General features: G+C 71.5%; 12 protein-coding genes. 3 read left to right on the top strand and 9 right to left on the bottom strand.

The window, feature by feature from the left end; translation table 11 throughout:
- Window positions 1–24 precede the first annotated feature (24 nt).
- Window positions 25–906: a DUF2785 domain-containing protein gene (locus HD601_RS01695; protein ID WP_184818730.1), complete on the bottom strand. Its 882-nt coding sequence runs from the start codon at window positions 904–906 to the stop codon at window positions 25–27.
- A gap of 65 nt (window positions 907–971) precedes the next feature.
- On the opposite strand from HD601_RS01695, the gene HD601_RS01690 reads away from it, so the two are divergent.
- Complete coding sequence (locus HD601_RS01690) at window positions 972–2,447, top strand: histidine kinase N-terminal domain-containing protein (protein ID WP_184818728.1); 1,476 nt, start codon at window positions 972–974, stop codon at window positions 2,445–2,447.
- Window positions 2,448–2,558: 111 nt separating this feature from the next.
- On the opposite strand, the gene HD601_RS01685 is transcribed toward HD601_RS01690, so the two are convergent.
- The 4 genes from HD601_RS01685 to HD601_RS01670 form a co-directional block, all read right to left on the bottom strand.
- Window positions 2,559–2,810, bottom strand: a complete 252-nt coding sequence (locus tag HD601_RS01685; RefSeq protein ID WP_053203257.1) for a WhiB family transcriptional regulator — start codon at window positions 2,808–2,810, stop codon at window positions 2,559–2,561.
- 397 nt (window positions 2,811–3,207) lie between these two features.
- The gene (locus tag HD601_RS01680; RefSeq protein ID WP_184818726.1) at window positions 3,208–4,134 is read right to left on the bottom strand and encodes a diacylglycerol/lipid kinase family protein; all 927 of its coding nucleotides are present in this window, start codon (window positions 4,132–4,134) and stop codon (window positions 3,208–3,210) included.
- A 35-nt stretch (window positions 4,135–4,169) separates the two neighbouring features.
- Window positions 4,170–5,063: an RNA polymerase sigma factor SigF gene (locus tag HD601_RS01675; protein WP_221440463.1), complete on the bottom strand. Its 894-nt coding sequence runs from the start codon at window positions 5,061–5,063 to the stop codon at window positions 4,170–4,172.
- Between the two features lie 23 nt (window positions 5,064–5,086).
- Window positions 5,087–5,473: an ATP-binding protein gene (locus HD601_RS01670; protein ID WP_221440462.1), complete on the bottom strand. Its 387-nt coding sequence runs from the start codon at window positions 5,471–5,473 to the stop codon at window positions 5,087–5,089.
- A gap of 163 nt (window positions 5,474–5,636) precedes the next feature.
- Between HD601_RS01670 and HD601_RS01665 the strand changes: the two genes are divergently transcribed.
- Entirely contained in the window at window positions 5,637–6,602 is a 966-nt protein-coding gene (locus HD601_RS01665) for a zinc-binding dehydrogenase (protein WP_184818720.1), read from the top strand.
- A 625-nt stretch (window positions 6,603–7,227) separates the two neighbouring features.
- Here the strand turns inward: HD601_RS01665 and HD601_RS01660 are convergent.
- From HD601_RS01660 to HD601_RS01650, 3 genes are read right to left on the bottom strand one after another with little or no spacing between them, the layout of a single operon-like run.
- Entirely contained in the window at window positions 7,228–7,863 is a 636-nt protein-coding gene (locus HD601_RS01660; RefSeq protein ID WP_184818718.1) for a GDSL-type esterase/lipase family protein, read from the bottom strand.
- Entirely contained in the window at window positions 7,864–8,046 is a 183-nt protein-coding gene (locus HD601_RS01655; protein WP_184818716.1) for a DUF6104 family protein, read from the bottom strand.
- Entirely contained in the window at window positions 8,046–11,747 is a 3,702-nt protein-coding gene (locus HD601_RS01650; RefSeq protein WP_184818714.1) for a multifunctional oxoglutarate decarboxylase/oxoglutarate dehydrogenase thiamine pyrophosphate-binding subunit/dihydrolipoyllysine-residue succinyltransferase subunit, read from the bottom strand. The genes HD601_RS01655 and HD601_RS01650 overlap by 1 nt, the downstream gene beginning before the upstream one ends.
- A gap of 328 nt (window positions 11,748–12,075) precedes the next feature.
- Here HD601_RS01650 and HD601_RS01645 point away from each other — a divergent pair, with 328 nt between their 5' ends.
- Entirely contained in the window at window positions 12,076–12,783 is a 708-nt protein-coding gene (locus HD601_RS01645) for a permease prefix domain 1-containing protein (protein ID WP_184818712.1), read from the top strand.
- Here HD601_RS01645 and HD601_RS01640 read toward each other — a convergent pair.
- Window positions 12,715–13,035: a PadR family transcriptional regulator gene (locus HD601_RS01640; protein WP_131988574.1), complete on the bottom strand. Its 321-nt coding sequence runs from the start codon at window positions 13,033–13,035 to the stop codon at window positions 12,715–12,717. The two genes, HD601_RS01645 and HD601_RS01640, sit on opposite strands and share 69 nt — an antisense overlap.
- Between the last annotated feature and the right edge of the window lie 49 nt (window positions 13,036–13,084).

The following is a 13,084-nucleotide window of genomic DNA, read 5'->3' as shown; positions in this document are numbered from 1 at the left end:
ATTGAACGAACCGGCCAGCCCGCCTCAGCGCTGGCGGTACAGCCAGGGCGCGCTGGAGCGCAGCGCCGCCTGCAGCGCGAGCATGAGGTCCGACCGGACCGCCGGCATCGCCTTGACGGTGCTGGCGGCGTTCTGCGCCGGGGTGCCCTGCACGCCGAGCAGCAGCTGCAGGTGCAGCGCCCGCAGGTAGTCGAGGGTGTTCTCGCGCGCCGCGGCCCGCTTCGAGGGCGGCCGCGAGTCCTCCTGCCAGGCCTGCGACAGCCGCTCGAGCCAGCCCTCGAGGGAGTCGATGGCGACGAGGTCGCGGTGCAGGATCGACATGGAGGCGTAGGCGAGGCGCTGCTCCTCGCCGGCGGAGAACCGGTGCCGGGTCGGCGTCGTCAGCCGCTCGGCGACCACGTCCAGCAGCACCCGCAGCTCGTCGGCGCCCAGGTGCCGCGACGCGCTGAGGGCGCCCAGGACGTCGGACCCGTGCACGACGGCGTTGGCCCAGCCCTGGGCGGGGGTCCAGCCGCGGAGGTCGCGCTCGCCGAGGAACCAGCCGACGGCCTGGTCGGCCCAGGTGAGCACGGCGGCCGGGTGGAGTCCGTGGGTGACGTTGTCGCGCGCGATGACCTCGGAGAGCACGCTGGCCGAGAACGACCGTCGCAGCACGGAGTCGGTGCCCTCTTCGCCCAGGCCCTTCTTCAGGCCGAGCACCAGGCCGTCGCCCAGGCCGATGAGCAGCTCGTCGTAGACACCCTCGCGGATCCAGGTCTGCAGCACGGAACGGGCGATGTCGTCGCGGACGTGCGGGTCGGGGTCGCCCAGCATGGTGACCAGCTCGATGGTGAGCTCGTCGAGCGCAGCGCCCTGAGGTAGCCGGAAGCCGTCGGCGACGACCTGCTCCCAGTACGACTGCTGCACGGGAGCAATCCTCGCAGAACCACCTTGGTGGAGGGAAGCGAGGTGACGAGAGCTACGCTCAGGTGGTGCCGTCGCTCAACGACGTCGTCCAACGTCACACCGATCTCTCCGAGGCCGATCTCGACTGGCTGCATGCCCTGATCGCCGACTGGCAGCTGCTGGCCGACCTCTCCTTCGCCGACCTCGTCCTGTGGGTGCCCGACCGCGACGGCGACGGTTACCGCGCGGTCGCCCAGATGCGCCCGACCACGGGCCCGACGGCGTACGTCGAGGACCTCGTGGGGACGTACCTGGTCAAGGGCCGCCGCCCGCTCATCGACACCGCCTACGTCGAGGGCCGCATCCGCCGCGAGGGCGATCCCGAGTGGTGGGACGACGTCCCGGTGCGGGTCGAGGCCATCCCGGTGCGCCACGAGGGCCGGGTCATCGCGGTCATCGGCCGGCACACCAACCTCATCGCCGTCCGGACGCCGAGCCGGCTCGAGCTCTCCTACCTCGAGTGCGGCAGCCAGCTGGCCACGCTCATCACCGAGGGCCGGTTCCCGCACTCCACCCGCACCGACATGGGCCGGCGCGGGGCGCCGCGGGTCGGCGACGGCCTCATCCGCCTCGACGCCGACGGTGTCGCCGTCTACGCCAGCCCCAACGCGGTGTCGGCCTACCGCCGGCTCGGCCTGGCCGCCGACCTGGTCGGCGAGCACCTGGGCAAGGCCACCGCCACGCTGGCGCCGCCGCCCGGGGCGCGCGACGAGCCGCTCGAGGACGTCCTGGGCGGCAAGCAACACATCCGCACCGAGATCGAGGGCAACGGCGCGGTCATGACGCTGCGGATCATCCCGCTCGACCCCGGCGGCCAGCACGTCGGCGCGCTGGCGCTGTGCCGCGACGTCACCGAGGTCCGCCGCCGCGAGCGCGAGCTGCTGACCAAGGACGCGACCATCCGCGAGATCCACCACCGGGTCAAGAACAACCTGCAGACGGTGGCGGCGCTGCTCCGGCTGCAGGCGCGGCGCATCGCCTCGCCGCAGGGCCGGGCGGCGCTCGACGAGGCGGTCCGCCGGGTCGGCTCCATCGCCATCGTCCACGAGACCCTCTCGCAGACCGTCGACGACACCGTCGCGTTCGACGACGTCGCCGACCGGTTGCTGGCCATGGTCTCCGAGGTCGCCGCGACGACGTCCGACGTCCGCGCCACCCGGTCCGGGACGTTCGGCATCCTGGGCGCCGAGACGGCGACGCCACTGGCCATGACGCTCACCGAGGTGCTGCAGAACGCCGTCGAGCACGGCCTGGACCGCCGGGGCGGCGCGGTGCTGCTGACGGCGGAGCGCTCCGACGGGCGGCTGCTCGTCACGGTCGACGACGACGGGGTCGGCCTGCCGGACGGGTTCGACGCGGCCACGACCGGCAACCTCGGGCTGCAGATCGTCCGCACACTCGTCGTCGGCGAACTGGCCGGGACGCTGTCCATCGGCCCGCGCGACGAGGGCGGCACCCGCGTGGTCCTCGACCTCCCCGTCGCGGCACCGTCGCCGAGCTGACGGCCCGCGCGCCCGTCGAGGACCCCGGACATACCGACGCCCCGCCGAATCCGGGGTTCTGGCGGGGCGTAGCGTTCAGTGCAGTGTGTGTCGGTGCCGGCTGCTCCGGCGTCAGTAAGCGCGGGCGCGAGCTCGCGCGTTGCGACGCTTCAGGGCGCGGCGCTCGTCCTCAGACAGCCCACCCCACACGCCGGCGTCCTGGCCGCTCTCGAGCGCCCAGCTCAGGCAGGCCTCGCGCACGTCGCAGCGACGGCAGACGGTCTTGGCCTCCTCGATCTGGAGCAAGGCGGGACCGGTGTTCCCGATCGGGAAGAACAGCTCGGGGTCCTCGTCTCGACAGGCGGCACGGTGGCGCCAATCCATCGTTCTCACAGCTCCTTATGGTGTGGTGCCGGACGGTCAGCCGTTCGGCCACGTTGCACTACGTGAATTCGTTCACGAATCCCTGCCCGACCCTGTGGCTCCATGGGGCCGAGGGGGATGACGCGAAGTCTTGCGGCGGCCTACCGCGCGCTCGTGGCGCACATGTAACCGCGTCGCCCTACCAGGGTGACAAGTTCGTGATGCATCTACAAGGGCTTTGTGTAATCCGTCTCATGAAGGTCGGTGTAGCGTCGGTCACAACATCGGTTCAAAACAGCCAAGATGGGACCATAACCGGCGCTCCTTGCCGTGGCAAGGGTCCTGCGGACCTGCATCTTCGAGGTCCTTCCGGGTTTCGGACTTCGGATCGACGGGTACCCGCCTGGTCAGTACGCGATCAGTACGCGATCCGCAGCGCCCGGGGCACCGACGTCAGCGTCACCTCGGTGCGGTCACCGATGTAGTCGCCGTCGACCTGCACCGGCTGCGGCGTCGGCGCGCGCAGCACGATCGACGTGCGGTCGTGCAGCGACACGACGGCCCGCCCGTGCGGCCCGCGCCGCGTCGTGAGCTGGGCCAGATGCAGCAGCGTCGGCGCCAGCCGCAGGCTGGTCAGGCCGAACACGTCGAGGCCGGCGTTGAGGTCGGCGAACGGGGTGGGCCGCAGCGGCCGGGCGCCGAGGTAGGTCCACGGCGTGCAGTTGGTGATGATGACGACCGCCAGCCCGGCGATGGGCAGGCCGCCGTCCGCGGTCAGCTCGATGACGCCGTGCCGCCGCTCGGGCTGGGCGAAGAAGCGGCGGACCGCGGTGCGGATGTATAGCTGGACGGTGGACACGCGGCCGCGCTCGCGCTCCGCCTCGACGGCCTGGATGACGTCGGCGTCCAGGCCGAACCCCGCGGTGAAGGTGAAGTAGCGGTCGTCGAGCCGGCCGAGCCCGATGCTCTGCCGCCGTCCCGAGCGCAGCGCGTCGAGCAGCAGCCCGGTGGCCTCGATGGAGTTCTCGGGGATGCCGAGGTTGCGGGCCAGCACGTTGGTGCTGCCGCCCGGGATGATCGCGATGTCGGGGATCTGCTCCCCCGGGACCGGCGCCGGCTCGAGCAGGCCGTTGACGACCTCGTTGACGGTGCCGTCGCCGCCCACCGAGACGACGAGGTCGACGCCGTCGGTGCGCGCCTTGCGGGTCAGCTCCGTGGCGTGGCCGCGATGGGTGGTCTCAGCGACCTCGAGGTCGAGGTCGTTGCTCAGCGCCGCCAGCAGCACGTCGCGCGTGCGCACCGACGTCGTCGTGGCGTTGGGGTTGAGGACCACCAGAGCGCGCATAGGGGCCAGCCTACGATCCGGTGCTCCGTCGCCGGTCAGCGGAACATGCCCTCGCGCAGCTGGATCAAGGTGCGCGCGAGCAGCCGCGACACGTGCATCTGCGAGATGCCGATCTCGCCGGCGATCTGCGACTGCGTCATGCCGCGGAAGAACCGCAGCACGATGATGCGCCGCTCGCGGTCGGGCAGCCCGCTCAGCAGCCGGGCCAGCGTCTCTCGGTTCTCGACGCCTTCGAGCGCCTCGTCGTCCTGGCCGATGGTCTCGATGGTGCTGGGGGCGTTGTCGCCGGGCTCGGGGGAGTCGAGCGAGACGGTGCTGTAGGCGGCTGCCGTCTCCAGCGCCTCGAGCACCTCTTCCTCGGTGGTGCGGGTGGCCTGGGCGAGCTCGGCGATGGTGGGCGAGCGGCCCAGCTGCTGCAGGAGGTCCGTCGTCGCGGTGCTGATGGACAGCCGCAGCTCCTGCAGCCGGCGCGGCACCCGGATGGCCCAGCCCTTGTCGCGGAACCAGCGCTTGATCTCGCCGAGGATGGTCGGCGTGGCGTACGTGGAGAACTCCGCGCCGCGGCCGGGGTCGTAGCGGTCGATCGCCTTGATGAGGCCGATGGTGGCCACCTGCACGAGGTCCTCGTACGGCTCGCCGCGCCCGGCGAAGCGGCGGGCCAGGTGCTCGGCCAGCGGCAGGTGCAGCGTGGTGAGCCGGTTGCGGACCTCGGCGCGCTGGGGGTCGTCGGGGCCGAGGCCCGACAGCAGCTCGAGCAGCGCGCGGCTGGTGGCGCGGTCGACGGTGCCGCGGGTGGTCTCGCCGGGCTCGCGGTCGTCACGGTCGTCGCCGTCGTCGAGCACGGGCGATTCGACCGCGGCGACCACCGGTCTGACGACGTCGATGGCCGGACCAGCGGGCTCCTCGACGGCCTCGCTGGTCAGACGCACCTCCGCAGCTCCCACCGCCCGACTCAACCCCGCTTCTTCCGCAGCATGATGGAGACCCGGCCGTCCTCGACCCGCGAGGCGACCTCGCCGGCCAGCGCGGACAGCACCGTCCACGCGAAGCTGTCGCGACTGGGCAGATCGGTCTGGGCCGCCGGCACGGACACCACCACATCGAGGATGTCGGTGTGCAGCTGGAAACTGCAGTGCATGTTCGAGCCCTGGACGGCGAGAGGGAGCAGCATGGCGCCCGCTTCGTCGACGGCGATGCGCAGGTCCTCGATCTCGTCGAGCGTGAAACCGATGCGAGCCGCCAGCCGGGCGGCGGTGGTCCGCAGCACGGTGAGGTAGGCGCTGGACGCCGGTACCTGCAGCTCAACCAGGTCACCGAACGACGAATCGGACTCGCTCACCAAACCTCCTCGTGGGTGTTGCTCCCCGAACAGGGTGTCACACCCGGGGCGGAGAGTCCTCACGCCGCCGGGTGGCCTCGGTCGGGACACTCCGACGCATCCTGCCATCCGAGCCGGTCGGAGTGAACCCGGAGCGGCCTGTGGGACTGGTTAGGCTCTGGGGATGTTCGCCGCCTACGCCTCCGCCCTGGACGCCGACGACCCGCTCTCCGGGCTGACCGTGGGGGAGCGGCCCGAGCCGTCCGTCCCCGGCGACTGGACGACGGTGACCGTGCGGGCGACGGCACTCAACCACCACGACCTGTGGTCGCTGCGCGGCGTCGGCCTCGACGAGAAGCGGCTGCCGATGATCCTCGGCTGCGACGCCGCCGGGGTCACCGACGACGGCGCCGAGGTGCTCGTGCACGCCGTCGTCTCCGACCCCGACTGGCGCGACGACGAGACCCTCGACCCGAAGCGGTCGCTGCTGTCCGAGCGTTTTCAGGGCACGTTCGCCGAGCGGGTGGCAGTCCCGCGGCGCAACCTGGTGCCCAAGCCGTCCGCGCTGTCGTTCGAGGAGGCCGCGTGCCTGCCCACGGCCTGGCTGACGGCGTACCGCATGCTGTTCACGCAGGCGCAGGTGGTGCCCGGCCAGACGGTGCTCGTGCAGGGCGCGGGCGGCGGGGTGGCGACGGCGCTGGTGGCGCTGGGTGCTGCCGCGGGGGCGCGCATGTGGGTGACGTCGCGAGACCCCGAGCGGGCGTCGCGGGTGCTGTCGCTGGGGGCTGCCGAGGTGTTCGGCTCGGGTGAGCGGTTGCCGGCGCGGGTGGACGCCGTCATGGAGACGGTGGGAGAGGCGACCTGGCAGCACTCGCTCCGGTCGCTGCGGCCGGGCGGCACGGTGGTCGTCTCCGGCGCCACGTCCGGCTATGCGGCGCCCACGGAGCTCAACCGGGTGTTCTTCCTGCAGCTGCGCGTCCTGGGGTCGACCATGGGCACGCGGGACGAGCTGGTGCGGCTGCTGGCGTTCTGCGAGCGGACCGGCCTGCGCCCGCCGATCCACCAGGTCCTGCCGCTGGCACAGGCCCGGGACGGGTTCGCGGCCCTGGAGAACGGCGACGTGTTCGGCAAGGTCGTCTTCACACCCTGATCGTTGTTGGGATGCGGGTGGTTGCGTTGGTGGCCCCGTCCCCCTGCTGCCCATTCTCTTAGGCCGCGCGGGTGCCCTCAAGTCCGCGCGCCCCGGGGGCACTTGGACTTGACCGCACCCGCGCGGCCTAAGAACGGGCAGCTATCAGGGGGACGGGGGAGTCTGGCGACGGGTGCGGGGTTGCTGCGTCGTCGGGAGGGACTTTTCCTCGCTATAGCGGGGAGAACTCCCTCCTGACGGGCGTCGTGGGCGAGGTACTACTGCCTGAGCGGTAGTAACTCCCCCTTGACGCCTCGTGGTGTCCGCGATGTGGGATTTGCCGGCGATTTTGGGCCGCCCACCACGTTTACCCGTGCATCACGAGGCATGTAATCGTGTTGAGGCTCGGGTAATCCTGGTGATGAACGCGATCCTTGATGATCATCGCTGTCCACAGCCTGGCAAACGGGACGAAACGGGCACGCCTGGGAGGCGTGCCCAGGGTCTCCCCGTCCCCCTGATAGGTGCCGGGTTCTTGGCCGCGGAATCGCGGGTCAAGTCCGCCCTCCGGCGCGAAGCGCCTCCATCGTCGGACTTGAGGCGCGGTTGCGCGGCTAAGAGACTGGGCACCAGGGGGACGGGGAGTCTACGACGTGGCGCGGGGGACGCGGCGGTCCTTGACCGGGGTGCGCGGTGCCTCGACGCCGAGCCAGGGGTACCAGCCGCCGTTGAGCACCAGGTACGCCAGCAGCCCGTACCCCGTCTGATCAGGATGGAGGCCGTCGTCGGAGCGGGCGCGCTGCCAGGAGGCCTTCGCCGACAGGGGGCGGAACGTCTCGATGTACGGCACCGAGCGCGCGGCGCAGACCGCCGCCCACGAAGCGTCCAGCTCGCCGATCCGGGCCACCATCGCGGCGTCGCCCACCGGGGGCGGGCCGACCACCAGGGTCGGCACGCTCACCGAGGACAGCCCGAACTCCAGCGCCGCCACCGAGCGCGCCACCGGGACGCCGCGGTAGGCGTCGGCGACGCCGGGCGCCAGGACGACCCTGTGCTCGTCGCCGCGGGCGAAGCGGGGCGCGCACTCGAGCGGCATCCGCACGACGACCTCTTCGGTCGCCTCGCCGCGGACGCCGAGGGGGTACGCCGTCAGCGACACCCCGGTGGACGACGGCGTGCGCGCGGCCACCCGGCCGACCCAGCCGAGCGCCTTCGGGTCACCGACGCCGGCGACGAAGGAGTCGCCGAACACGCAGACGCGGACGTCGCGCGGGTGTGCCACTCAGCCGTCCTCGTCCTCGTCGTCCGTGCGGGCCAGCCAGGTGGCCAGCCGTTCGACGGGGGTCTCGAACTCGGGGTTCTGGTCGACGAACTCGCGCAGGCGTTCTGCCAGCCAGCCCAGGGTGACCTGTTCGTCACCCCGGCGCTCGTCGAGTTCCTCGATGCCGCGGTCGGTGAAGTACATCAGGCGAACGCCGCGTCGTGCAGGGCCTTCTGCTGGTCGAGGTGGACGTTGTGGTTGCCCACCGCCGGCGACGTGCTGGCCGGCCGCGTGACCGGCCGGAGCGTGAGGCCGTCGGGCAGCTTCGGCGCCAGGTGCAGCGCCATGAACGGCCACGGGCCCATGTTCTCGGGCTCGTCCTGGACCCAGCGGATCTCGCGCGCGTTCGGGTACTTCGCAAGCTCCGTGGCGAGCTCCTGCGCCGGCAGCGGGTAGAGCTGCTCGACCGGGAGGATCGCCGTGTGGTCGTCGGAGCGCTTGGTCCGCTCGGCCAGCAGCTCCCAGGTGATCTTGCCGCTGCACAGCAGCACGCGGTCGACCTTGGCGGCGTCGAGCGGCTCGGGGTCGGGCAGCACCGGCCGGAACGTGGTGGTGCCGGTGAAGTCGTCGGGCGCGGACACGGCCCGCTTGTTGCGCAGCATGGACTTCGGCGTGAAGACCACCAGCGGCCGGTGCTCGGCGCCGAGCGACTGCGAGCGCAGCAGGTGGAAGTGCGACGCCGGCGTGGACGGCTGCGCCACCCGGAACGCGTCCTCGGCCCCCATGAGCAGGAACCGCTCCATGCGCGCGGACGAGTGGTCGGCACCCTGCCCCTCGTAGCCGTGCGGCAGCAGCAGCACGATGCCGGAGTGCTGGCCCCACTTGGCCTCGCCGGCGGTGATGAACTCGTCGATGATGGTCTGCGCGCCGTTGGCGAAGTCGCCGAACTGCGCCTCCCACAGCACCAGCGCCTCGGGCCGGGCGACGGAGTAGCCGTACTCGAAGCCCATGGCCGCGAACTCGGACAGCAGGGAGTCGTAGACGTAGAACTTCGCCTGCTCGGAGTCGAGGTTCTGCAGCGGGATGTAGGACTCGCCGGTCTTGCGGTCGACCACCGACGCGAACCGCTGGACGAACGTGCCGCGGCGGCTGTCCTGGCCGGCCAGCCGGACCGGGCGGCCGTCGAGCAGCAGCGCGCCGAACGCGGTGATCTCGGCCGTGGCCCAGTCGATGCCGCCGTCGGTGAGAGCCTGCGCGCGCCGCTGCACCTGCGGCAGCACCTTCGGGTGGATGGTGAAGCCCTCGGGGAAGGTGAGGTAGGCGTCGGCGACGCGCTTGAGCACCTCGGGCGTGGTGGCCGTGACGACCTCGCCCTGCGGCACCGGCTTGACCGGGTAGCTGGGCACGGTGGTGACGCTGGTGGGCGCCGTCTGCCGGGTCTCGGCGAACACCCGCTCGAGCTGCTGCTGGTAGTCGAGGAGGACCTGCTCGGCCTCTTCGATGGTGATGTCGCCGCGGCCGATGAGCGCCTCGGTGTACAGCTTGCGGACCGGCCGCTTGGCCTCGATGAGGTCGTACATGAGCGGCTGCGTGTAGCTGGGGTCGTCGCCCTCGTTGTGGCCGCGCCGGCGGTAGCAGACCATGTCGATCACGACGTCCTTCTTGAACGCCTGCCGGAACTCGAAGGCCAGCCGGGCCACCCGGGTGCACGCCTCGGGGTCGTCGCCGTTGACGTGGAAGATGGGCGCCTGCACCATGCGCGCGACGTCGGTGGAGTACATGGACGAGCGCGACTGGTCCGGCGACGTGGTGTAGCCGACCTGGTTGTTGACCACGACGTGGACCGTGCCGCCGGTGCGGTAGCCGCGCAGCTGCGAGAGGTTCAGCGTCTCGGCCACGACGCCCTGGCCGGCGAACGCGGCGTCGCCGTGCACCAGGATCGGCAGCACGGGGAACTCCTCGCCGCGGTCGAGGATGTCCTGCTTGGCCCGCGCGATGCCCTCGAGCACCGGGTTGACGGCCTCGAGGTGGCTCGGGTTGGCGGTCAGCGAGACCTTGATCTTCGAGCCGTCGAGCGCGGTGAACTCGCCGTCGGCGCCCAGGTGGTACTTGACGTCGCCCGACCCCTGGACGGTGCGGGGGTCGATGTTGCCCTGGAACTCGCCGAAGATCTGCGCGTAGCTCTTGCCGACGATGTTGGCCAGCACGTTGAGCCGGCCGCGGTGCGCCATGCCGATGCAGGCCTCGAGCAGCCCGGCCTCGGCGGCGGCCTCGACGACCTCGTCGAGCACCGGGATGAGCGACTCGCCGCCCTCGAGTGAGAACCGCTTCTGGCCGACGTACTTCGTCTGCAGGAACGTCTCGAACGCCTCGGCCTGGTTGAGCTTGAGCAGGATGCGCAGCTGGTCCTCGCGCGGGGTGAGGTCGACCGGCTTCTCGACCCGCTCCTGGATCCAGCGGCGCTGCTCGGGCTCCTGGATGTGCATGTACTCGATGCCGACGGTGCGGCAGTAGGCGTTGCGCAGCACGCCGAGGATGTCGCGCAGCAGCATGAACCGCTTGCTGCCGCCGAACGAGCCGGTGGCGAACTCGCGGTCGAGGTCCCACAGGGTGAGGTTGTGGGTGCTGACGTCGAGGTCGGGGTGGGTGCGCTGCTTGTACTCGAGCGGGTCGGTGTCGGCCATGAGGTGGCCGCGCACGCGGTAGGCGTGGATGAGCTCGAGCACGCGGGCCTGCTTGCTGACCTCGTCCTCGTGGCTGGTGGTGACGTCGGTCGCCCAGCGGATGGGCTCGTACGGGATGCGCAGCGCGCGGAAGATCTCGTCGTAGAAGCCGTCCTGGCCCAGCAGCAGGCCGTGCACGATGCGCAGGAAGTCGCCGCTCTGGGCGCCCTGGATGATGCGGTGGTCGTAGGTGCTGGTGAGCGTCATGGTCTTCGAGACGCCCAGTCGCGACAGCGTCTCGGGGGCCGCGCCCTGGTACTCGGCCGGGTACTCCATGGCCCCGACGCCGATGATGGTGCCCTGGCCCTTCATGAGCCGCGGGACGGAGTGGACCGTACCGATGGTGCCGGGGTTGGTCAGCGTGATGGTGGTGCCCTGGAAGTCGGCGACCGTCAGCTTGTTGTCGCGCGCCCGGCGGACGACGTCCTCATAGGCTGCCCAGAACTCGGCGAAGTTGAGGTGCTCGGCGCCCTTGATGGACGGCACCAGCAGCTGCCGGGTGCCGTCGGACTTCTTCATGTCGATGGCGAGGCCGAGGTTGACGTGCTGGGGCTTGGACAGCGCCGGCTTGCCGTCGATGTCGCCGAAGGCGTAGTTCATGTCCGGCATCTGGTGCAGCGCCTTGACCAGCGCGTAGCCGATGATGTGCGTGAACGACACCTTGCCGCCGCGGGACCGGGCGAGGTGGTTGTTGATGACGATGCGGTTGTCGACCAGCAGCTTGGCCGGGACGGCGCGCACGCTGGTGGCCGTGGGGACCTCGAGGCTGGTCTCCATGTTGGCGGCGGTGCGGGCCGGCGCGCCGCGCAGCTGCACGAGCTCGGGCTGGTCGGCGGCGGTGTCCTGGGCCGGCGGCTGCGCGGTGGGCTTGGCCGGCTGGGCCGGGGTCGGCTTCGCGGGCGCCGGGGCGGCGGCCTTCGGCTGCGACGGAGCGGCGGCGGACGAGGTGGTCACGGTGGTCCTCGCGGGTGACGTGGCAGTGGCGGTCGTGGCGGAGGTCTGCTGGGAGGCGGTGGCGCGGCCCGGTGGCGCGGCGGGGGAGCTGCCGGCGCCCTTGCGCTCGGCGAAGAACTCCGCCCACTGCGGGTCGACACTGGAGGGGTCTTCGAGCCAGCTCTCGTAGAACTCCTCGACGAGCCACTCGTTCGGTCCGAATCCCGATTCCGGGCCGGTGGGGGCCACTGTCGCGTTCGCCTTCTTCCGTTCGAATCTGCGCGGCTGCTCTGGTACAGATTAGTCGCGGTCACCGACTCCGCGCATCGGCGCAATCGTGTCCTAGGTCACGCGGGCGCGACAAGTCGACGACAGGTCGACGACGAGTCGGCACGGTGGCGGCGCGGTCCGATTGATCATCACCCAGCCGCGTCACCCCTCGCCACCGGTTCCGCCGATTCCGCGCGAACCTCGCGTCAGGGGCATCCCGGAGCCGTCCCGGAGATGCGCGAGCGGCCCTTCAGCCCCTCCCCGTACGGCGTTACGCTGGCCGCGAACCGTCCAGGCCGGAGGCGCTGTGATCGACCAGTACGTCGCCCAGCTGCGGCGCGAGGTGCGTGAACCGTACCTCCCGCGCCGCAGCATGATCGGCGAGATCCGCGACGGCCTGCTCGACGCCGCCGACGCCCATCGCGACGCCGGCGCCACCGACGCCGAGGCGCAGCGCCTCGCCGTCGAGGAGTTCGGGCCGGTCGAGGTGGTCGCCGACGGCGTGCGCGCGGAGCTGGCGGCCGTGTCGGCCCGCTACCTGGCCGGGCTGGTCGTCGTCCTCGGGTCCGCGCAGTTCGCGCTGTCGACCTACACGTGGACCACCGCGGCGGCCGCGCAGGGCTGGCCGGAGCCGCCGCCGTGGTACGGGGTGCTCTCGCGCGCCGTCGACCTGTCCAGCTTCGCGTTCCTGGGACTGGCCGCCCTGGCGGTGCTGGCGCTCGGCCGCGGCGCCCGGCTGTTCGACACCCGCCGCGTGGTCCGCATCGTCGCCGTCGCGACCCTCGTCGACGTCGTGCTGCACGTGGTCAGCGGCGCGATCCTGAGCGCGTACGCGCCGGCGAGCCTCGCGATGTGGGACGGCCCGGAGCTGGTCCTGATGTCCCTGCTCTCGGTGGGGTCGACGGTCTGGATCGGCTGGCTGGCCCTGCGCTGCCTGCGGCTGACCTCACGCCGGCCCGAGGATGGCGTTCATGACGGAGCTCATCTCGCTCCAGGCCTGCTGCTGCGCGGCTAGGTAGGCCCGGCCCGACCGGGTGATCTCGTACGTGCGGCGCTTGCGGCCGCCGACGGTGTCCCAGGCGCTGCGCAGGTAGCCCAGCCGCTCGAGCCGCCGCAGCGCCGGGTAGAGCGTGCCGGTGGGGAGGTCGACGGCGCCCTCGCTGCGTTCGTGCAGCGCCTCGGAGACGCCGTAGCCGTGCAGGGGCCGGTCCCTGACGACGGCGAGGATCAGCGCGTCGAGGTTCCCCCGGAGGGCGTCGGCCTTCATGTCGGCAGTCTACTCATCGTCATGTAGTCTCGCTACATGTAGACAGTCG

Origin of the sequence: Jiangella mangrovi, from assembly GCF_014204975.1 — a bacterium.
In the GTDB taxonomy this organism is placed as follows: Bacteria; Actinomycetota; Actinomycetes; order Jiangellales; family Jiangellaceae; genus Jiangella; species Jiangella mangrovi.
This window is presented reverse-complemented; position numbering and strand designations above follow the sequence as displayed.